The 20,607-nt window shown below is 51.3% G+C and carries 19 protein-coding genes; 11 read left to right on the forward strand and 8 right to left on the reverse strand.

Going from position 1 to position 20,607, the window contains the following annotated elements:
* The coding region (locus HOM51_05080) for a cation/H(+) antiporter (protein MBT5033873.1) at positions 1-575 on the reverse strand (575 nt) is incomplete at its 3' end.
* A 164-nt stretch (positions 576-739) separates the two neighbouring features.
* Between HOM51_05080 and HOM51_05085 the strand changes: the two genes are divergently transcribed.
* Positions 740-1,111 (forward strand): hypothetical protein, encoded by a 372-nt coding sequence (locus HOM51_05085; GenBank protein MBT5033874.1) that lies wholly within the window; start codon positions 740-742, stop codon positions 1,109-1,111.
* Here the strand turns inward: HOM51_05085 and HOM51_05090 are convergent, their stop codons facing one another.
* The gene (locus HOM51_05090; protein ID MBT5033875.1) at positions 1,112-2,593 is read right to left on the reverse strand and encodes a hypothetical protein; all 1,482 of its coding nucleotides are present in this window, start codon (positions 2,591-2,593) and stop codon (positions 1,112-1,114) included.
* 250 nt (positions 2,594-2,843) lie between these two features.
* Between HOM51_05090 and HOM51_05095 the strand changes: the two genes are divergently transcribed.
* Entirely contained in the window at positions 2,844-3,692 is an 849-nt protein-coding gene (locus HOM51_05095) for a hypothetical protein (protein ID MBT5033876.1), read from the forward strand.
* On the opposite strand, the gene HOM51_05100 is transcribed toward HOM51_05095, so the two are convergent.
* Positions 3,689-5,074, reverse strand: a complete 1,386-nt coding sequence (locus tag HOM51_05100; GenBank protein ID MBT5033877.1) for a glycosyltransferase family protein — start codon at positions 5,072-5,074, stop codon at positions 3,689-3,691. The genes HOM51_05095 and HOM51_05100 overlap by 4 nt on opposite strands.
* Before the next feature lie 367 nt (positions 5,075-5,441).
* Between HOM51_05100 and HOM51_05105 the strand changes: the two genes are divergently transcribed.
* On the forward strand, positions 5,442-7,595 hold the full coding sequence (locus tag HOM51_05105; protein MBT5033878.1) for a HAMP domain-containing protein: 2,154 nt from the start codon (positions 5,442-5,444) through the stop codon (positions 7,593-7,595).
* A 70-nt stretch (positions 7,596-7,665) separates the two neighbouring features.
* Here the strand turns inward: HOM51_05105 and arsC are convergent, their stop codons facing one another.
* Entirely contained in the window at positions 7,666-8,007 is a 342-nt protein-coding gene (arsC, locus tag HOM51_05110; protein MBT5033879.1) for an arsenate reductase (glutaredoxin), read from the reverse strand.
* A gap of 107 nt (positions 8,008-8,114) precedes the next feature.
* Here arsC and HOM51_05115 point away from each other — a divergent pair, with 107 nt between their 5' ends.
* Positions 8,115-10,436 (forward strand): mechanosensitive ion channel, encoded by a 2,322-nt coding sequence (locus HOM51_05115; protein MBT5033880.1) that lies wholly within the window; start codon positions 8,115-8,117, stop codon positions 10,434-10,436.
* A gap of 18 nt (positions 10,437-10,454) precedes the next feature.
* Complete coding sequence (locus tag HOM51_05120) at positions 10,455-10,835, forward strand: VOC family protein (protein MBT5033881.1); 381 nt, start codon at positions 10,455-10,457, stop codon at positions 10,833-10,835.
* On the opposite strand, the gene HOM51_05125 is transcribed toward HOM51_05120, so the two are convergent.
* A complete protein-coding gene (locus tag HOM51_05125) occupies positions 10,826-11,398 on the reverse strand; it encodes a regulatory protein RecX (GenBank protein MBT5033882.1) in 573 nt (190 codons plus the stop codon). The two genes, HOM51_05120 and HOM51_05125, sit on opposite strands and share 10 nt — an antisense overlap.
* Before the next feature lie 49 nt (positions 11,399-11,447).
* On the opposite strand from HOM51_05125, the gene HOM51_05130 reads away from it, so the two are divergent.
* The 3 genes from HOM51_05130 to argF all read left to right on the forward strand — a co-directional run bounded on the left by HOM51_05130 (position 11,448) and on the right by argF (position 14,413).
* Entirely contained in the window at positions 11,448-12,227 is a 780-nt protein-coding gene (locus HOM51_05130; protein MBT5033883.1) for an ABC transporter permease, read from the forward strand.
* Between the two features lie 114 nt (positions 12,228-12,341).
* Positions 12,342-13,508, forward strand: a complete 1,167-nt coding sequence (locus tag HOM51_05135; protein MBT5033884.1) for an aspartate aminotransferase family protein — start codon at positions 12,342-12,344, stop codon at positions 13,506-13,508.
* Positions 13,505-14,413, forward strand: coding sequence for an ornithine carbamoyltransferase (gene argF / locus HOM51_05140; GenBank protein MBT5033885.1), 909 nt, complete (start codon positions 13,505-13,507; stop codon positions 14,411-14,413). Before HOM51_05135 ends, argF begins: the two co-directional genes overlap by 4 nt.
* Before the next feature lie 9 nt (positions 14,414-14,422).
* Here the strand turns inward: argF and HOM51_05145 are convergent, their stop codons facing one another.
* Positions 14,423-15,547, reverse strand: coding sequence for a hypothetical protein (locus HOM51_05145; GenBank protein MBT5033886.1), 1,125 nt, complete (start codon positions 15,545-15,547; stop codon positions 14,423-14,425).
* A gap of 161 nt (positions 15,548-15,708) precedes the next feature.
* Here HOM51_05145 and tcuA point away from each other — a divergent pair, with 161 nt between their 5' ends.
* Positions 15,709-17,109, forward strand: coding sequence for an FAD-dependent tricarballylate dehydrogenase TcuA (gene tcuA, locus HOM51_05150; GenBank protein MBT5033887.1), 1,401 nt, complete (start codon positions 15,709-15,711; stop codon positions 17,107-17,109).
* Positions 17,096-18,190, forward strand: a complete 1,095-nt coding sequence (gene tcuB / locus HOM51_05155) for a tricarballylate utilization 4Fe-4S protein TcuB (protein ID MBT5033888.1) — start codon at positions 17,096-17,098, stop codon at positions 18,188-18,190. The genes tcuA and tcuB overlap by 14 nt, the downstream gene beginning before the upstream one ends.
* Here the strand turns inward: tcuB and HOM51_05160 are convergent.
* Together HOM51_05160 and HOM51_05165 are read right to left on the reverse strand one after the other, a co-directional pair.
* Complete coding sequence (locus HOM51_05160) at positions 18,187-19,209, reverse strand: PDZ domain-containing protein (protein ID MBT5033889.1); 1,023 nt, start codon at positions 19,207-19,209, stop codon at positions 18,187-18,189. The two genes, tcuB and HOM51_05160, sit on opposite strands and share 4 nt — an antisense overlap.
* On the reverse strand, positions 19,148-19,561 hold the full coding sequence (locus HOM51_05165; GenBank protein MBT5033890.1) for a cupin domain-containing protein: 414 nt from the start codon (positions 19,559-19,561) through the stop codon (positions 19,148-19,150). The genes HOM51_05160 and HOM51_05165 overlap by 62 nt, the downstream gene beginning before the upstream one ends.
* A 168-nt stretch (positions 19,562-19,729) precedes the next feature.
* Between HOM51_05165 and HOM51_05170 the strand changes: the two genes are divergently transcribed.
* The gene (locus tag HOM51_05170) at positions 19,730-20,602 is read left to right on the forward strand and encodes a 3-keto-5-aminohexanoate cleavage protein (protein ID MBT5033891.1); all 873 of its coding nucleotides are present in this window, start codon (positions 19,730-19,732) and stop codon (positions 20,600-20,602) included.
* Positions 20,603-20,607 lie beyond the last annotated feature (5 nt).

Raw genomic sequence — 20,607 nt, forward strand, 5'->3', positions numbered from 1 at the left:
AGGAAGACCACCGAACCGCCTAATTTAATCAACACCAACCAGTCAAAACTTCCTTCCGCCAACGCCCCAAGACCAAGCATCATTGGTACCACAGCCAAATCCTGTGCGATGAGTACGCTCACGGTAATGCGGCCTGCACGGGTACGGAGTTCGCCAATATCTTCGAGAACTTTGATCGCGACAGCGGTGCTCGACAATGCCACCACGAATCCCAAAACGACTGACACCTCCACAGAAAATCCTGCGACCTTGGCGGCCAAGACCATCACAGATGTACTGACACCGATTTGAATTAAGGTGGTTAGGACAGCGAGCTTCCACACCCGGCGAAAGGCCCGCAGCGACAATTCCATGCCGATCACAAACAGCAGCATCAACACGCCGAGTTCCGCCAGAACGTCAATATCGCCGCGATCATGAACTACGGCAAACGCTGAGGGGCCTAAGAGGACCCCCGCCAAAATATAGCCAACAATGGCGGGCTGGCGCAGGCGTTCCAGCCCTAATCCACACAACAACGCAGCCAAAGCCACAACGGCGATGCCGGTCAGGTTAGAATGTGCCGCTGCCTCCATAAATTCGACATTACCACACAGATATGATCGTACATTGGATTTTTTCCAGACTTAATGCTAAGATGCCTGCTACGCCCATTCGCAGAAGCGGTTTTATGGGTTTTGATTGGTTTTCAGGCGCGCTCGTTTTAGAAAACGGGGGTGTGATGGAAGCAAAAAAATAGGTGAAGAATTTGCCGCGTTATCGTCTTTCAATTTGTGTGATCTGCATGATGGTGTTCGCTGCCTTTGGCGTACAACCCGTGGATGCGGCCGAGTATGCATCTTCCAAATCACCAACATGGCACGTTGGGATTCTCAATAAGAATTTATCGTTTGCCTGCCGCCGAGGACGATTTAATCAGGCCCACACTTTCCGCCTGTCTATCGGCTACACTGGAAAAAATGGTCAGGGGATCACCGGAATTGCTCAAAAAGGCTGGAACTTAAAAGATCCAAAAAATATGAGTGAATTCGGTTATACCTATCACTTTTTTCATGATGGGCTTTCAAATTGTCGGGTTTATGTTGCTGAAAATCCTAAACGGCGCCGCTAATTAGTTCGACTCCGCGTCGTCGTCTTCTTCTTTTGCCTCTATTCCGGCGCGGGCCTCTTCTTTTCGTTCTGCCTCTTGTTCCCATTTCATCTTAGGAACGCCCCGGCTGCCGCGTTTTTCGAGCAATTTTACAACCCGGGATAGGTTCTTCTCAGAAATCTCTGCCTGCCTCGTGGCGTTGCGTTCTTCGTATAAATCTCTCACTTCGGCAAATACCTCTGCGGCTTCTTCTAGCTCTTCCGTACCCCGACCTTGCTTGGCAAGCATAAACAAAGCGGAGGCGAGATTATTCTTGGTCGCCGCCCACCATAACGGATGTTTCTCCCGGGTTCGGACTTCCAAAGCAGACCGACACGCGTCAATCGCGCTCTGGATGAGTTCTTGATTACGAAGGTGCTCACCCAAAATTTGCGCGGCACGGGCAAAGTCGTTCATAATTTCCGCCCAGACGTCCGGACTCTCGGCGCGGGTAAATACTTGCAGCGCCGACTGGTACGACGTCAGCGCATGTTTCAACATTTCTGTATCGCCGGATTCTCTCTCCAGCATATAGAGAACTTGACCCATCCGATGATTTGAAATGGCCCATTCCTTGGGATATTCAAATTTAGTGAGAAGAGTGAGCGCGGCCCGGTAAGCATCGACCGTCTGATCCATGGTTTCCGTGTCGCCGCGTTCGATGAGGGCCTGCAGAACCATGCCCAAGTCCATCTGCGCCGTCGCCCAGACGAATGGGGCATCGTCCTTATTAATCCCCGCCAGCGCTTCGGTCAGATGTCGTGCTGCCGTTTGATAGAGATCAGGAGAAGACTGATGCAACGCCACTTTGGCGATTGCCTTGCCGACACAAAACTCAAGAGCCGACCGCTCTCTGGATGTTAAATCTACCGGCGGCGATTGGATAACCGGCACAGCCGTCTCCAACGCTCCGGTTAACGTTTCGCGCAGGAGTACTGCTTTATCTCCATCCTTAATTTCCATCGCCGCGACCGTCGTTAGCAGCAAGATAGATAATAATTCCGGCGTAATTTCTATTGGAAGATGAAGCGTCTGGGTAAAACCAAAGCTACTAGGGCGATCATCCTGATCAGGAACAGCTGAAATAAACCGCAGGTTTAAAGTGGTGCCTGGTAAGGGGGCCTCACCCCAAATTAAAACATCCGCGTTGACACCTTGGAGCCAGCTCCTGGCAACGACGGTGGCCTGCTGAATTTGTTCTTCGGATGCCATGTGAGCATCTACTTCGAGTGTCTTTTTCAACAATCGGACCCGAATGCCGCCTTGTTTATCCATCGCATCAACGAGTCGCTTGCTGTGTTCAAGCCCGGCCTCGCCTGCCAGCAACGCCACGCGGACATCAAGCCTCCCACGACCAGGCGCACCTTTGAGACCGAGCAAGCGCCAAAACATTTCGGCCAGCGACCGTTTTTTTGCGGGTGGTGAACTCGCTTCGGAATTAGCAGTGGTGTTATCGACGTCCAATGGTTGCCCTCAGAATTTGTTATACAAACCGCGTAAATCAAAAAATAAACGGTAATTTCAACATCCGCCATTCATTTCGGCGTTAATCGAATATTATGGTCTGGAAGGGTTAATAACAATCTTACTAAAATATCTTGGGGCTAAAAATATCTTGAGGTCGGTTTCCATTACCGTCTTAATACAGGACCCAATTCGAAGGTGGGGCTTTGGATAATCATTGACGAATACCATCTGAGGGTATCGGAGAGTTATGATCCGTCGGGAATTCAGTTTTACGTTGGTCATTGTCGCCACGGTTTTTCTGTTGGCGGGCTTGGGAACGCGTGACGCCATGGCAACCGGCATGTACGACATGCGCGGGTTCCTGGGTCAAGGCCACCCATTTGACACCACGGACCCAAGAAACAGAGTTCCGGCGCCCACACCGTATCCAGTTCAAGCTCAGCCAGTCCAGGCTCAGCCAGCGGCAACAACTCCGGTGCCACCTGCTTATCGCCGCCCTGCCGCACCGCCAACAGCCCCGCGTCGGGCAAACCGGAGCACCCCTAAGAAAGCTGATCCAACAGGCTTGGAGCGCCCATTTGCTAATCAAAAGACTGAGGCGAGTTCTAGTAACAGCACCGATGATCCTTTTCTGGGATTTATTTCGGAGTTTAGAGTGGGTGGATTGGCGCATGACCAAGGCCCCTTCAGCCACAACAAGGAAGACGGCTACGATATCAATGCCGAAATTTTATTTGCGTCACCAGGCTTTTTGGATGTGATCTGGAGCCCGCGCCCGCATATCGGAGCCACGCGAAATTCGATTGGAAGAACAAGCCAAGTTTACGCTGGCATAACCTGGGATTGGAGCTTCTGGGATGGCTTCTTTGCAGAATTTGCCTGGGGTGCCGCCGGACATGACGGCAACAAAGTTCAAGAAGACCCGGATTTCAAGGACTTGGGGTGTCACCTTCTTTTCCGCGAAGCACTAGAATTTGGTTACCGAATTGCCGGCCACGGCCTGTCCCTTCACTTGGCCCATATTTCGAATGCGAAGCTGTGCGATAAGAATGAAGGACTTGAGACCGTGGGATTTAGGTACGGCTATCGGTTCTAGAATTTTTCTTTTGTTAATTCCCGAAGTGCTTCTCCAACTTGTCTGAATACGGGCGCCCAGTCACCAGGGTCGGTCTGTCGAAATAGCCGCATGCTGGGGTACCATGGCGAATCATTACGATTTAGCAACCATCTCCAATCTGGTGCAAATGGCACCAGAACCCAAACCGGTCGGCCCATGGCCCCGGCCAAATGTGCAATGGATGTATCGACGGTGATCAATATGTCTAATTGCTCTAAAACCACAGCCGTGTCGGCAAAATCATTCATTTTGCTGCCAACGTCGGCGATCAGAATTCCGCCGGCCCGTTCGTTGTATTCGCTAATGGCATCGCCCTTTTGCAGACTAAAGAAGGTGGTGTCGGGGATCGCCGTTAAATCCATGAAATCTGCAAACGAGCACGACCGATTTCGATCATTTTTATGAGTCGGCTTGCCGGCCCAGCATATGCCGACTGAGACAGTCCCCGAATGCGGCGACAGGACAAAATTATGCTGCTCCGGGGCACGGACGTAGGGAATGTTATTGGGGATGGTCTCCAACGTTGTCTCAAAGATTTTCGCCAGAGTGATGATCGGCGCGGTGACGTCGAAATCCGGCAGCGGGGATTCAGACGAAACCACCTGATCAACACCTTCCAACGTTGCAAACAAGCGCAACAGTTCGGGTTGGCATTCGATAAGAACCGTGCCACCCTTTTCCTTGACCAGAGGCACATAGCGGGCGAACTGAATCATATCGCCGAAGCCTTGTTCCTGATGTAGCAAAATTGTTTTGCCGGTCAGGTCCGACCCATCCCAAAGCGGTTGTTTGAACCCTCGGGGCGGGTTGTGTGATAGACGCCAACGCCATTCATATTCCGGGAAACCTTCTTCTAATTTTCCATTCCGCAACAGAATTAACGAACGGTCCCAGTGGCAATCTACGTAATCCGGGTCGATTTCCAGGGCCTGATCGTATTTTTGCAGGGCGATGTCATCGCGGCAGAGATCACGATCCACTAATGCGCGATTATAAATACCCGACGGGGATGTGGCGTCGAGTTCCACCGATTGATTGTGCGCAGCCTCTGCTTCTTCAAACCGCGCCAATTCGCGAAGCGCGTTCCCTAAATTTGAATACACATTGGCGGCTTCTGGGCCATAGGCAAGCGCTCGCCGATAACACGACACTGCGGCTTCCAGCTTTCCGAGAGTCCGAAGGGCGACACCAAGATTGTTATAAATATCGGGATGGCGCGGTTCTTTCGAAAGAATTTGCGCATAGGCCCGCACCGCCTCAACCATCTTGCCCTGCTGGTGCAGGGTTACTGCCTGATTGAAGAGTTTCTCTGATTCGCTCGCAGTAAAAGATAATTTGCCGATATCGGTATCTTTATCCATCTAGGCCATGCACTTGTCTTTGTAACAGTCATGTAACAAAAATATATATATTGGAAATACTATCATCTAATGCCGGAAACAATGCAACAATTTGTCCTTAACATATTAATAATAAACATTTTAATTTAATTTTCCTTAATATAAATAACATCGCACATGCGTTGATTGCCTGTATTTTAAGCACGGCATTCGCAACTATATATTTGCCCATTCTTTAACCGTTGACTGATTGATTCGTTTTAATCCTTAGTAAGTTTAGAGGCTTCGCTACGAAGTAATTAATAATAACTATCTAGTAAATCGACAAATATTAATGTTGGACAATTAATTTTAGAATGAAACCCACCTCTTACTAAGGAGACATTTAATGGTAATTCTACCGCATAAAATTTCCGTGAAGCTGCCGCTTATTATAATATCTGCAGCACTTGTTGCCGCGATAATTACCGGCGCAAACTCCTATCGGACGACATCCAATTTATTGATAAATGCTGCGAATGAAAAACTTACCGCGCTTATGGAATCCCGTAAATCTGCGCTCAGTTCATATTTATCGAGCATTAGAGAGGATCTACTAATCACGGCATCCAATGAAACCGTCATCAAGGCAATGAAGACCTTTCAGCAAGATTTTGCAGTGATTGAAAAAGCCGGCAATCCGGTCACTCAACTGCAAAAAATTTACATCAAGGACAATCCCAACAAGTTGGGTGAGAAACATAAGCTGATGATGGCGAACGACGGGTCATCCTACAGCAAGACCCACGGTCGGTTTCATCCGTGGTTTCGGAAATTCCTTGAAGCGCGCGAATATTATGATGTCTTCCTCGTCGATCTCAAAGGCAATGTTGTATATTCGGTTTTCAAGGAACTCGATTACGCAACAAATTTGCAAACTGGCCAATGGAAAGACAGCGATCTCGGCAATGTCTTTCGTAAAACAACCAAGGCCAAAATAGACGGTGTCACATTTTTCGATTTCAGGCCTTATGCCCCAAGCGCAAATGCACCAGCCAGTTTCATCGCAACGCCAATAGTCGATGCCGCAGGAAAGAATATTGGAGCATTGGTTATTCAGATGCCGGTTGATCGTATTAACGCGATTATGCAGGTAGCTGCCGGAATGGGGGAATCGGGAGAAACCTACCTCGTCGGCGACGACTTCTTAATGCGGAGTAATTCCCGGTTTTCCAAAGAATCAACGATCCTGAAAACGAAAGTAGATTCGGCGACGGTACGGAAAGCCCTAGCCAATAAATCAGGCATCGAGGTTACCCCAGACTATCGCGGTATTCCCGTATTTTCGGCTTTTACCCCGATGGTATTCGAAAATGTTACCTTTGCTATTCTGGCAGAAATTGACGAGTCAGAAGTCTTAACCCCTGTCACCAGCATGGGAAAATCATTGCTTTTTGCCGGCGCAATTTTTTCAATCATCATTGCAGTCCTAGGCGTGTTCTTTGCACGACGGATTACCAAACCTATCAGCATTATGACTTCGGCAATGAACAATTTGGCTCAAGGCAATTTGGAGACTGTCGTTCCGGCTCTTAGTCAGAAAGATGAAATTGGGGAAATGGCATCCGCCGTACAAATCTTCAAAGAAAACGCCAGTCGCGTCAAACGGATGGAGACAGAATCAGGTGAACGAGCCCGCGTTAGAGAGGTTGAAAAGCAGAAAATGATGTACGATCTTGCAAACGGCTTTAAATCGTCCGTCGGTGGTATTGTTATCAACGTTTCGGAAGCATCTGCGGAAATGCAAAATCAGGCAGGGAATTTGACATCTCAAGCCGAAAGCACCAATTCTAGGTCCTCAACCGTTGCAGCCGCTGCTGAACAGGCTTCTGCCAATGTTCAAACTGCGGCAACGGCTGCAGAAGAACTATCGTCATCCATCGCAGAAATTAGCCGTCAGGTTACAAAATCAACGGCCATTGCCTCAAATGCCGTGTCGGAAGCAGGCCGGGCAGATACGATGGTCAAAGGATTGGCCGACTCAGCACAAAAGATTGGGGATGTTGTGGCTCTTATTACAGACATCGCTGATCAAACGAACTTGCTGGCCCTAAACGCGACCATTGAGGCGGCAAGAGCCGGCGATGCTGGCAAGGGATTTGCCGTGGTTGCTTCCGAAGTTAAAAACTTGGCCAATCAAACAGCCAAGGCGACTGAGGAAATTGGCGGACAAATCTCCGAAATCCAGTTGGCGTCGCAAGAAGCAGTCGGGGCAATTCAGGGTGTCAGTTCGATCATTGATGATATGAACGAATATGCTTCCACCATTGCCGCAGCCGTCGAAGAACAGGGGGCTGCAACCCAGGAAATTGCCCGTAACGTGGAACAAGCAGCAGTTGGGACATCGGACGTATCCAGTAATATCACTGGGGTCAATGAGGCCGCTAATGAAACCGGCTCAGCAGCCGGGAAGATCATGTCATCAGCAAACGACATGGCGCAGAAGTCTAATGACTTACGGTCGGAAGTTGATACATTCCTGGAAAAAATACAGGCAGCGTAAATTTAAAATAAATCCAGCCGAGTGGTGGAGTTGTTCCGTCGCTCGGCTGGTATTTTTTTGCCAAATTCTTTTAGAGGATTTTCAAGATATCTTCTGGCGGACGCCCCAACCCAGCCTTGCCGTTGGAAACCACGAGCGGGCGCTGAATTAATATGGGGTTCTTAACCATCTCATCGATCAAAACGTCTTCATCCATCGACTTGTAGTCCAGGCCGATTTTTTTAGCGTCTCCATCACGAACCAGTTGATGGGCCTCCATGCCTAACATTGCCAAAATCTTCCGAAGTTCGTCCGCGTTTGGCGGCGTTTTTAAATACTCGATAACTTCGGTCTCTACACCTTTTTCATCCAGCAAACCCATGGTGGCGCGGGATTTACTGCACTGCGGATTGTGATACAGAATGGTCGACATGATTTCTAAATTTCCTAATAGTGCCAAAATATGTGACAGCCACACCCTCAGGCGGGTAATGTCACCCTCAAGTTTTAAGTTGGCTGGAATTGGTTTGGCAAGAACATATGCGTTTAAAATTCTATCAGTTCTTTGGTGTTCTATTTATCGCTTTGATTCTAGCGGGTTCAGCTTCTGCTGCGGGCACAAGCTTGGCACCGACACCTAAAGCAGCAACTTCAGCGGCGGAAGAGGCTGGCGTTTCCGTTAAAGATCTTGAAGACCTTGCCGGAACGCTAAAAGACGAAGCCAAACGCAAGGCATTATTGGCCAGAATTCAGGCCCTGATCGCGGTTCAAAAGGGGACCGAGAAACCAGCCGAAAAATCCAGCCCCGGTGCGGCCTTTATCGGCATGTTGACCAATCATGTGGAAAAGATGACTGGCCAGTTGCTGTCTATGGCCGAGGCCCTGAGTGACTTACCGGAGCTAAAAAATTGGCTGATTGACCAAATCACCAGCGAAAAGGCACGCGACCTTTGGATTGGTCTCTTGATAAAGGTCGGGATCGCGCTAGGTGTCGGCATTGGCGGTGAGTACCTCACGCGCTGGTTGCTAACTCGACCGCGCCGCGCAGTAGCATCCTGGAAAATAAAATCCTACCTGATGCGAATTCCCGCTCTTGGGGCCCGAACGCTGCTTGATATTATTCCTATCGCCGTATTTGCGGCGATGGCTTATGCAACATTGCCGCTGACCGAACCTGACCCGAAGGTCAATGTGGTGGCGCTGATTATCATAAATGCCTATGCAATTGCACGAGTCATCATGGCCCTGGTTCGTATGGTGCTGGTGCCCTCCAATGAGACTCTTCGATTGCTTCCACTGGGCGGGGAGACGGCCAACTATCTGTTCATCTGGGCGCGGCGGCTGGTCTACACCACGGTCTATGGCTACTTCTTTGCTGAGGCGTCTTTGTTGCTGGGCCTTCCACCGGCAGGGCATACCGGCCTCCTGCGACTCTTGGGTTTGTTGATCGCCGGCATGGTGATCGTCCTCATCAATCAAAATCGAACGGATGTCGCCAAATTGATCCGCGGCAAACCAAAAGACGATGAGCAACTCGCGCAAATTCGGAACCTTCGCACGCGTCTCGCCAAGTCTTGGCACGTGCTTGCGAGCCTGTATGTCGCTGTGGTTTTTGGTGTTTGGGCGTTTGGTGTTCTGGGTGGATTTCAGTTCCTGCTTAAGGCAACCATCATCACTGGCGTTATTCTATTCGCGGCCCGGTATGCGGGCATCGGCATCCGCAAGGGTGTTGAAAAAGGTTTCGCCGTTAGTGATGAGGTCAAGGAACGTTTCCCCACATTAGAGGCCCGTGCCAACCGGTATGTCCCGATGCTGCACACGACTCTTCGGTGGATTCTTTATGCCGCCGTTACGCTATTTTTGTTGCAAACGTGGGGTGTCGATATCTTAGGATTACTCAAAACCCCTGCTGGGAAGAGCGTTTCAAATGCGGCAATCAGCATTTTCACCACGTTGGTCCTAGCTCTGGTATTCTGGGAATTGCTCAGTTCCGCCTTCGAACGCTATCTGGGTGAGACCGACCGTAATGGGGAATTAGTGGAACGAAGCGCGCGGGTTCGAACGCTCCTGCCCCTCCTTCGAAATGTAATTCTCGTGCTGTTGGTCACCACCGTTATTCTGACAGTCCTCTCCGAAGTCGGCGTTAACATCGCACCTCTGTTGGCCGGTGCTGGTGTAATTGGTCTGGCCATTGGTTTTGGCGCCCAGACTTTGGTGAAAGATATTATTACGGGTGCCTTTATTTTGTTCGAGAACACCATTGCGGTTGGCGATGTCGTTGCCCTGGGCAGTCACACGGGACGGGTCGAGAAAATAACCATTCGATCAATCCAACTTCGGGATTTTTCCGGCAACGTCCATACCATCCCCTTTAGTTCCGTCGAAACGGTAACCAACAAAACCAAGGATTACTCATTCGCCGTATTTGAGGTTGGTGTGGGTTATAGCGAAAACACCGACGAGGTTACAGCAGTCCTCCAGGGCATTGGTGCGGAAATGCAAGAAGACCCGGAATTGAGCCCGCTTATTTTAGAGCCGCTTGAAGTCGTCGGTGTGGACCAGTTTGGAGATTCTGCGGTTGTCATTAAGGCACGTCTGATGACACAGCCGCTCAAACAATGGGCTTTAGGACGCGAATTTAACCGCCGCATGAAAATTAAATTCGATGAGCTTGGAATCGAGATTCCTTACCCGCACACAACATTGTTCTTCGGAGAAGATAAATCAGGCAATGCCCCAGCGGCTCGCTTTGAAGCTGTAACAAAATCACGTGCCACAAATTCGCCAAAAGGTTCTCAGGCAAAAACTGGCAAGTCCACCCCCATCGTTGAACAAACGACAACTGACGACGATGGTGATTAGGGAGAAAGCGTTATGTCCATCACCCTCAGCCATCTGGATCATTTTGTCTTAACCGTCCCTGATATCGATCGGACCTGCGACTTTTATGTAAAAGTTCTAGGCATGGAGCGGATGGAATTTGGCGCGGGCCGCACAGCACTAAAGTTTGGCCAGCAAAAAATAAACCTGCACCCGACGGATAAAATCCTCGACCCGCACGTCAAACACGCGCTGCCGGGGTCAGAAGATTTATGTTTTATCACGGAAACACCCATAGCCGACGTGCTGGAACACTTAAAGGCTTGTGGGGTGAGCCCACACTTGGGGCCGGTTGAGCGCAGTGGCTCACAAGGGCCGATCATGTCGGTTTATTTTTATGACCCGGATGAAAACCAAATCGAAGTTTCCAATCAGTTATAGTCTTCTAGTTCATCGGTAGTTTCTGTTTCCACCACCTGTTTGGCGATGTCGTAGCTAAAACCTGCACGGGCCAAGGCAGCTAAATCTTTTTCATAAAATTCTTTGCGGGCCTCTTCGTCACGGTAGGGTCCCAGTCTGCGCTTTCGAGCCAATACAGCAGCCGCGGCAAATTCCACATTTTCAAAATCAACCTCAAGTGTTCTTAAGGCGGCATCGATATCTTCCTCGCCCAAGCCTTTTTGAAATAACTTCATACGAATGGCGCGACGAGAATTCCCTCGCCGGTGCAGGCTGGCCGCTTGCGCTTCGGCGAACGCAGCGTCGTTTAAAAGACCCAATTCTTCCAGCCGGGCCACCACACCATCCAGCAATTCGGCCCCTTCCTCCACCGACGTGCCGTGATGGCTGGACGAGCGCCGAACCCGACGCATGAGAACTGATTTCAAATTGGCGGACGAAGAGGCATAGCGCTGCAGGTAATAAAGCGCGGAGTTCTTCAGATACTTCTCCGTTATCTTTTTTGGTGCCCGCTGTTTGCGCGGTTTTTCCGATGTCTCGTCCATGCCGACCACTCTATAGTACGTGTCTAATGCCCAACAGCTGGATAATGATATGCACACCATCGGCGCCGTCAACTGGATCGGACTTTTAACTCTCTATATGCGCGAGGTCCGTCGTTTTTTTAAGGTCTACATGCAGACCCTGATTGCCCCCATCGGCACGACCCTGCTGTTCCTGGCGATCTTCTCTTTGGCACTGGGGCGGGCAACGCAGATCGTCGGCGGTGTACCGTTCATGGAATTCCTGGCCCCAGGGTTGGTCATCATGGCGATTGCTCAAAACGCATTTGCGAATACATCTTCGTCTCTCATGATCGCCAAAATGAACGGCTGTATCATCGATACATTAATGCCACCGTTAACAGCGCATGAACTGACGTTTTCAATTGCAATCGGGGGGGCGACGCGGGGGCTCATGGTCGGGCTGCTTTGTGGATTGGCAATGATCCCGTTCGTTTCCTTAGAAATTCATAATCCCTGGTTTATAATTTATCATGCTGTAGGCGCTGCGGTTATGCTGTCGCTGATCGGTATCATAGGCGGCATCTGGGCAGAAAAGTTCGACCACATCGCATCGGTGACAAACTTTATCGTCACCCCGCTGTCGTTCTTATCGGGTACGTTTTATTCCATTGAGCGATTGCCGGAATCGATCCAAATCGCGTCTTTCGTTAATCCGTTCTTTTATATGATCGACGGATTCCGCTACGGTTTTATTGGCCATGCAGATGGTTCCCTAACCATCGGAATTTTCGTGACCTTAGGCGTGAATATTGCACTTTGGATGTGGTGCCACTGGATGTTTAAATCTGGATATAACTTGAAGTCATAACGCCTTAGCATTGACAGTATAGGGTCAGATGCACATAATCCCCCGCTTTCCCAGACGGGCCGGTTAATAACCGGCCCGTTGAGTTTTTAAAGCCTGTTATTAAAGGAAAGCACCATGAACTCGTCTGTAATGAATACCTACGGTCGCTATGACCTTTCTTTCGCCAGTGGCGAAGGCGCCTATATCGTGGCGACAGACGGGCGACGCTTTCTAGACTTTGGATCAGGCATCGCGGTCACCTCCCTTGGCCATTGCCACCCGCACTTGGTAAAGACCCTACAAGACCAAGCAGCCACCCTGTGGCACTGTTCCAACCTCTATAGCATTCCGAATCAAGATCGCCTCGCCCAACGGCTGGTGGAAAATTCGTTCGCTGATAGAGTCTTCTTTGCCAACTCAGGTGCGGAAGCGGTTGAGGCCGGCTTAAAAATGGTCCGGAAGTATCACGACGACAATGGAAACCCGGAAAAGTACCGGGTGATTTCCTGCGAAAACAGTTTCCACGGTCGGACCATGGCGACAATTTCCGCTGGTGGGCAAGAGAAACATTTGATGGGCTTTAGCCCAATTGTCGAGGGCTTTGATCACGTTCGCTTTGGTAACCTGAACGAAATGCGGGCTGCAGTTACGAAAGAAACAGCCGCCATCTTGGTGGAACCCGTGCAAGGTGAGGGTGGAATTTATCCAGCCCCAGAGAACTACCTCAAATCGCTTCGGGAAATTGCCGATGAATTCGGCCTGCTATTGTTCTTCGACGAAGTGCAAACAGGTATCGGTCGGACTGGCAAGCTGTTCGCTCACGAATGGGCGGGTGTGACGCCTGACATCATGTCGCTCGCCAAAGGTCTTGGGGGCGGATTTCCGATTGGTGCATGTCTTGCGACGGAAAAGGCGGCGGCTCTGACACCGGGAAGCCATGGTTCCACGTTCGGCGGCAATCCGTTGGCAACAGCTGCTGGCAATGCCGTGTTGGATATCATTTTGGAAGACGGATTCCTGGATAACGTGAATCAGTCCACAGAAAAACTGATGGGCCGGGTTAATGAAATCGCGGCGAAGCATCCGAAGATTATTGAATCCGTTCGCGGCGCAGGCCTGTTGATCGGCATGAAATGCGTTGTGCCTAATTCTGATTTGATCGGCAAGCTGCACGACCTTGGCATGCTTACCGTCCCAGCGGGCGATAATATTGCACGGTTGATCCCGCCGTTGATCATCGGTGACAAAGAAATTGAAGAGGCAGCAGGCATGATTGAGAAGGCCTGCGAGGAGCTTGAATGAGTACGCTTCGCCATTTCCTAGATATTGATCAATTTGACGGGGCGACCCTCCGGCACATTTTGGACACGGCTGCCAAGTTTAAAAGCGGCAACGGTGCAGCGAAGCCGCTTGCCGACAAAACGCTGATCAGCATCTTCGAAAAACCTTCAACGCGAACACGAGTGTCCTTTCAAGTCGGCATGCAGCAATTCGGCGGCAACGTCGTTGTCTTGAGCCAAAATGATTCTCAGCTCGGCCGGGGTGAGACTATTGCTGACACCGCGCGGGTGCTGTCACGTTATGGTGACATCATGACCATTCGCACGGATGATCCGCAAAAGCTGACCGACCTGGCAGAATACGCGACCGTCCCCGTGATCAATGCACTGACCGACGACAGTCACCCCTGTCAGATTATGGCCGACATCATGACGTTTGAAGAACACCGAGGCTCCATCGCGGGCAAAACCGTGGCGTGGGTCGGTGACGGCAATAACATGGTGACATCTTGGGTGCATGCAGCCGTCAGATTCGGCTTTACCCTGCGTCTTGCTTGCCCTGAGGAATTGAGCCCAAGCGCAGACCTGCTCACCTGGGCAAAAAGTGAAGGTGGCAACGTCACGCTCGGGACAAGCGTGAATGCTGCGGTGGACGGTGCTCATCTGGTGACGACGGATACCTGGGTCTCCATGGGCGATAAAGACGCCGACGTCCGCAACAAATTACTGGCCCCGTATCAGGTCAACGAAGCCTTGATGGATACGGCTGCCGACGATGCGCTGTTCATGCACTGCCTGCCTGCGCACCGGAACGAAGAAGTGACGGATGCGGTTTTGGACGGGCCTCTGTCTGTTGTCTGGGACGAAGCAGAAAATAGACTCCACGCACAGAAGGGCATTATTGCCTGGTGTATGCATGTGGATTAGGCGGGTCGACTAAGCAACCGCCGAAATTTTCTCACCAAAGCCAAATTCTTGAAAAGGCGCTTCGCAAGGTGGCCCATCGGTGACCGCCATTGTCCGGCGTTCCAAATCAATAATAACAGCGGAATTCGTCATTGTTCGGCGGGCTTCTGGCTGACGTTCGTCGGGGTGACGGCAGAGCGCGTGCGGATAACCGAAGTGATCTTTTAGGGCCTCAGCGATTTTCTCAGCATCCAGCACGCCGTTATGCTTTTCAAGCAAGCGGCGCAATCTTGCAGCGCGATACAGCGTGCTCGGCGATATGCGTTCCATCCCAGATTGGCCGTGGCCGTCATCCAGGAAATGGTTGGAATGAGTGATGATGCCGTTTACCGGGTACTGGTACGTCACTGTGTCAGGGCTACTTTCCATATCGATAATTTCCCCATCCGCATGGCCGACGACGAAATTGGCCGAACAGGTGCGCTTTGTTTTGAGCACGGGCAGCAGCGCATGATCGTAGGTTTCAGCCTCCAATATTTGCCGACACCGAAGATGGAAGGGGGCAGCATAAGGATTTATGCCATCGTTACTGCTGACCAAACCATTTTCGACCAAGCCGATCCCGGCGCTGTTCACACCTTGCTTGCCGCCGACGATGCCGGCTTCGTTAAGGCTGATGATATCTGGGCCGTCACTTCGGGAAATTCGAAGGATCACCGTCCGTCCCTGCACACCCTCCAGCCAGTCCCAGTTCTGACCGATGATGGTGGCGCCGTCTGCAGTTGCTTCGGGCATCAAGCCAAAGGATGTGCAGCCTTCTGGTTCGCGAAATGCACCTGAACTTCGGGCTTCATCCCCAAACAACGAAAACGCAATTTCATAGCGCGCGTTCAGCATACCGACGAGATTTTCCGGCACGTCTGCGCCTGATGCAATGCCCCGCATTTCTTCTGCATAAGCTGGGTGGGATTCCTGAATAACCGGCAGCCATCTGCCCCCTTCCGCCAAAGCTTCGTCACGCGTCATGCCGTTGGATTTGAACATCGCCAAATAGGTTTCGGCATTTTCCAAAACTTCACCGGCTAAAGTGCGGCCGTGAATCAGGCCCCGTTCATAGGGGTCGTCCCCCACATCCAGCATTTTCAAGGGTGTCATGGCGTCTTACGTCCTTTATTTATAAGCGAACATGGTGGCAGAAATTCGATGTGAGCTCAATCAAACCGAAAAAAATACCGCTTTTCCTTGCCAACATTAATTCTTCCCGCCTAGGGTTCTCATCGAAATTATAATTTTGTCCGAATAAATCGTATCAAGACATGCCACAAGATATTCCAGAAAATACAGACGTCCTGGTCATAGGCGGCGGCAACGCGGGCCTTTGCGCTGCGATTACGGCGCGGGAAGGTGGCGCCGAAGTATTCTTGGCTGAGCACGCCCCGAAGAATATGCGCGGCGGAAACTCGCGCCATACGCGGAATTGTCGGGTTGCTCACGATGAAGCGAGTGGCTTCCTAACCGGCCCTTATACAGAGGAAGAATATTGGCAGGACCTGTTACGGGTAACCGGTGGTGAAACAAACGAACAGCTTTCCCGCTTCCTGTTGAACCGATCTCAAGACTTGCCCGCCTGGATGGAAGACCACGGTGTAACTTTCCAGAAGGCGCTTGGTGGAACGCTTTCCCTGTCTCATTCCAACGCCTTTTTCATGGGCGGCGGCAAGGCGCTGGTCAATGCGTTTTATGCGACTGCCGAACGTTTAGGCGTCGGCACGTCTTATAATACTGAAGTTATCGATCTGGATTTTACGGACGGGACCTTCACGTCGGCAACCCTGATTGTGGATGGCCAGGAAAAGAAAATTAATGCCAAGGCTGTCGTCGTGGCAGCGGGTGGATTTCAAGCCGACCTTGATTGGCTCAAGGAATATTGGGGTCCGCCTGCCGATAACTTCATTGTCCGGGGAACCGGATTCAATAAAGGTAAATTGTTGAGAGTCCTGTTGGATGCCGGGGCAAGGCCGGTGAGTGATCCAACCCAAGGCCACTGCGTCGCCATCGATGCACGTTCCCCCAAATACGACGGTGGCATTGTCACCCGCTTGGATTGTGTCGCCTTCGGGATTGTCGTTGATAAGAACTGCGACCGCTTTTATGACGAAGGCGAAGATTTCTGGCCCAAGCGGTATGCGATCTGGGGTCGTCTTGTCGCCAAACAGCCCGATCAAATCGGCTATTCGATTATTGATTCAAAATCGATTGATTTGTTCATGCCGTCTGTGTTCCCGCCGGTTACCGGCGATACGATTGAAGAATTGGCAGAAAATTTGGAAATTGATCCGGCGGCCCTCAGAAAAACTGTTGATACCTATAATGCAGCCGTTAAGCCCGGCGATTTCGATACCACTGTTTTGGATGGCTGCGCGACCGAAGGCCTGAGTCCCAACAAAACCAACTGGGCACGCCCCATCGACAAGCCGCCGTTCTATGGCTACCCGCTTCGGCCCGGGATCACATTTACGTATCTTGGCGTCACGGTGAATGAACGTGCTCAGGTGATTTGGGAAAAACAGGGTGCTGCGGACAATGTCTTTGCCGCCGGTGAAGTCATGGCAGGAAATATTTTGGGCCAAGGTTACTTAGGTGGCCTCGGCATGACCATTGGTGCCGTATTCGGACAAATTGCAGGACGGGAAGCAGCGACCTATGCCAAGCGTTGAGATTCTAAACGAGGCCCGTCGTGCCATTGAAATTTGCAATGCGTGCCGTTATTGCGAAGGCTACTGCGCCGTGTTTCCCGCAATGGAACGGCGGCGAATATTTTCTGATTCAGATATGAGCTATTTGGCAAACCTGTGCCACAACTGCCGTGGCTGTTTCTATGCCTGTCAGTTCTCGCCGCCGCATGAATACAACGTAAATATCCCGGCGCAATTTTCTGCCCTTCGCGCGCAGACGTATCAAGATTACGCGTGGCCCGGGGCGCTTGGAAAATTGTTCGAACGTAACGGCCTTGTTGTTTCCTTGGTCATGGCAGTCAGCCTGATGGTGGTCATGGGGCTCGCATTGCTGATGGTCAACGACGGTCGGTTGTTCGGTGTCCATACAGGTGCGGGGGCGTTCTACGCCGTCATCCCCTACGAAGTCATGGTCTACACGGCAAGTGCCGTATTCGGGTTCGTGGTGCTGGCGATGATCATTGGCTTTACGCGTTTCCTCAAGGATACGGGAAAGACGAGTGTGGGTAATGTGGACACTTCGTCTCTTTTGAGTGCGGTCTGGGATGTCCTAACCATGAAAAATTTAAAGGGCGGCGGTCTCGGTTGTAACTATCCCGACCATCGGTTTTCACCCGCGCGGCGCTGGCACCATCATTTCGTGATGTATGGGTTCTTTTTATGTTTTGCAGCAACCTCTGTCGCCACGATTTACGACCACGTTTTTGATTGGCAAGCGCCGTATGCTTACACAAGTTTGCCGGTGATCTTGGGAACTCTCGGCGGCATAGGCCTTACAATCGGTAGTCTTGGCTTGCTTTGGCTCAAGGGTCAATCGGACCCGGACGTTGCGGATACGGAAACCAATGGCATGGACATAGGGTTTCTGGTGCTGCTGCTCATGACTGCGGTCACCGGACTGGCGCTGCTGGCTTTCCGCGAAACAACTTCCATGGGGATTTTACTGGTGGTTCATTTGGGCTTTGTGTTGGCCTTATTCTTGACCTTGCCCTACGGCAAATTTGTCCATTCAATTTATCGGTTCGCCGCGTTGATTCGCCACGCGGCAGAAGGCAAGAGCTAGCGCGTTAACGTTACGGTCAACACCATCGGGCGCTCATCCCTTAGAACTGTCACCGGAATATTTTCCCCGATACGCGCAAGGCCGAACACGCTGGTGACGTCGCTTGGCTTTCGGATGGGTCTGGCCCCAATTGATGTAATGATATCGTCCGCTTTCAATCCCGCCACCTCTGCTGGCGAACCCGACTGAACACGGCGGATCAGGGCACCGGTTTTATTTCGCCGTTCGATCCTGGGCAAAAGCCCGACAAGTATTCCGGATTTCCCCCGAATGACTTTTCCGTGCGCAATCAAATCATCCACCACCCGCGTCACTAAGTCCATGGAGGCGGCAAAATTGACACCGACGTTGGCATCTGATCCCTTGGTGAAAATTGCCGAAAGCAACCCAACCAATCGACCTTGCGCATCAACCAACGCACCCCCCGAGGCTCCCGGGTTTACCACCGCGTCTGTCTGAATAAAATCTTCAACCGGATTGAAGCCCACACCGGTCCGGTGGGTGGCCGAGACCACGCCACACGTCACTGACAAATCCAGACCGAACTGATTGCCCGCTGTACAAACTGGATCAGCAAGCTTTACGGTCGGCCCAATAACGAGGGGCGGAATATCTTCGTCAATTTTTAGAACGGCAATATCCGTCAGCGGGTCGACACCAATGCCTTTTGCAATCATCACACGACCGTCTGACAGACGCACATTAATGCTAAGGGCGCGCCGGACGACATGCAGGTTGGTAACAATATAGCCGCCATGTCGGACGACCACGCCGGTGCCTTCTGGTTCTTCCGACTTCCCACCGCCGCGGTTTCGAAATTCTGCCCAGACAGGCAATACGCTCACGACCGACTTCAAAGTCTCCGGTGTGATGGCTCGGGCAGGCGATGCAATGAGAACGAAAGCGACAGCTGCCGCAATCGTTCCCCATATCACATCAATGCGGCGCCCGATCAGATTAATCCTTCGCTTTGGCCGCGTCAGCGTATTTGCGCTCGGCTTCGGCTGAGGCTTCGCCACCGACTGGGTTATAGTCCTGGTTCAGGTCACCATCACCCGCAGGACTTTTCACGGTAAAGAAAATCGCCGGACCATCGATCGCGCGGCTACGATGATTAACGAAGCGCGGGATGTGGATCAGGTCCCCCTTCTCAACGATTCTTTCTTCGTCATCGAGAACGTAATGCAGCTTACCCTCTAATATAAGCGTCCACTGCTCTTCGTTCGGGTGCATGTGCAATTCTGATCCCTCGCCCTCTGGCTTGGTCACGACACCCGCCTTCATGTACTCCCCCATGAGTTCTTGAAGAACCATGTTGGGGTTTTCTTTCGGGTTTCTTTTTTTCATTTCATTGACGACGTAAAACGGCATGTGTTGTTCCTCATGTTAAATTTGATTTTGAATTTATCATGTTCAGGGCAGGGTGCAACGCCAGATTAAAGGCAAGATTAAACAGTTGCGTCCCGGTGGCGCGTAGCTAAGATTGCCCGACCTATTTACTTATTTAATTTAACGCCGCAATGGCTGGGGATACACGACATGAAACCGACAATCTTGGCCTGCGCCGTTACCGGAAACTTCACCACCCGCGATCACAACCCTAACCTACCCGTCACACCGGATGAAATCGCCGGCGCCGCCATTGATGCAGCCAAAGCGGGCGCGTCGATCATTCACATCCATGTGCGCTATCCGGACACCGGTAAGCCCAGCATGGAACTGGAACATTACCGTGCGGTGGTCGATAAAATTCGCGCCAACGATACCGACCTGATCATTAACCTGACAACAGGACCCGGCGGACGTTATGTCCCGGGCGATGACGACCCTGCCGTTGCTGGGCCAGGGACGAATTTCAGAACCCCTGAATACCGCACCGAGCACATTGTCGAATTGAAGCCGGAAATTTGCAGCCTGGATCTCAACACCATGTGGTTTTCCACATCGGCTGTGATCAATTCTCCCCGTAACGTGAAGGTCATGGCCGAACGTATGTATGCGGCTGGTGTAAAGCCGGAACTCGAAGTCTTTGATACCGGTGATATTCATCTGGCGAACGATCTGGTAAAAGAAGGCGTCTTAAAAGGCCCCCTCTTGTTCCAGGTTGTGACCGGGATTAAATACGGCATGTCATCATCACCCGATACCCTTTCATATGCGAAAACATTGCTGCCTGCTGACTGTGAATGGGCCGCGTTTGGCATTGGCCGCATGGAATTCCCCATGGTGGCGCAAGCCTGGCTACACGGCGGTCATACCCGCGTCGGCATGGAAGACAATGTCTACCTGGAAAAAGGCGTTCTGACGCCCAGCAACGCTGCCTTGGTTGAAAAGGCTGTTCGGATCATCGACGATCTAGGTGGCCAAATCGCGACCGTCAGTGAAGCCCGACAAATTCTCGGCCTTAGTTAAAGGTA

It is taken from the genome of Rhodospirillaceae bacterium, assembly GCA_018660465.1.
In the GTDB taxonomy this organism is placed as follows: Bacteria; Pseudomonadota; Alphaproteobacteria; order Rhodospirillales; family JABJKH01; genus JABJKH01.

Bases quoted from the DNA above. Each gene is read 5' to 3' on its own strand.
- HOM51_05100 (MBT5033877.1), bottom strand. From the start codon at position 5,074: ATGGATAAAGATACCGATATCGGCAAATTATCTTTTACTGCGAGCGAA.
- HOM51_05145 (MBT5033886.1), bottom strand. From the start codon at position 15,547: ATGACACCCTTGAAAATGCTGGATGTGGGGGACGACCCCTATGAACGG.
- HOM51_05105 (MBT5033878.1), top strand. From the start codon at position 5,442: ATGGTAATTCTACCGCATAAAATTTCCGTGAAGCTGCCGCTTATTATA.
- HOM51_05095 (MBT5033876.1), top strand. From the start codon at position 2,844: ATGATCCGTCGGGAATTCAGTTTTACGTTGGTCATTGTCGCCACGGTT.
- tcuA (MBT5033887.1), top strand. From the start codon at position 15,709: ATGCCACAAGATATTCCAGAAAATACAGACGTCCTGGTCATAGGCGGC.
- HOM51_05130 (MBT5033883.1), top strand. From the start codon at position 11,448: ATGCACACCATCGGCGCCGTCAACTGGATCGGACTTTTAACTCTCTAT.
- HOM51_05165 (MBT5033890.1), bottom strand. From the start codon at position 19,561: ATGCCGTTTTACGTCGTCAATGAAATGAAAAAAAGAAACCCGAAAGAA.
- arsC (MBT5033879.1), bottom strand. From the start codon at position 8,007: ATGTCGACCATTCTGTATCACAATCCGCAGTGCAGTAAATCCCGCGCC.
- HOM51_05125 (MBT5033882.1), bottom strand. From the start codon at position 11,398: ATGGACGAGACATCGGAAAAACCGCGCAAACAGCGGGCACCAAAAAAG.
- HOM51_05170 (MBT5033891.1), top strand. From the start codon at position 19,730: ATGAAACCGACAATCTTGGCCTGCGCCGTTACCGGAAACTTCACCACC.
- HOM51_05135 (MBT5033884.1), top strand. From the start codon at position 12,342: ATGAACTCGTCTGTAATGAATACCTACGGTCGCTATGACCTTTCTTTC.
- tcuB (MBT5033888.1), top strand. From the start codon at position 17,096: ATGCCAAGCGTTGAGATTCTAAACGAGGCCCGTCGTGCCATTGAAATT.
- HOM51_05115 (MBT5033880.1), top strand. From the start codon at position 8,115: ATGCGTTTAAAATTCTATCAGTTCTTTGGTGTTCTATTTATCGCTTTG.
- argF (MBT5033885.1), top strand. From the start codon at position 13,505: ATGAGTACGCTTCGCCATTTCCTAGATATTGATCAATTTGACGGGGCG.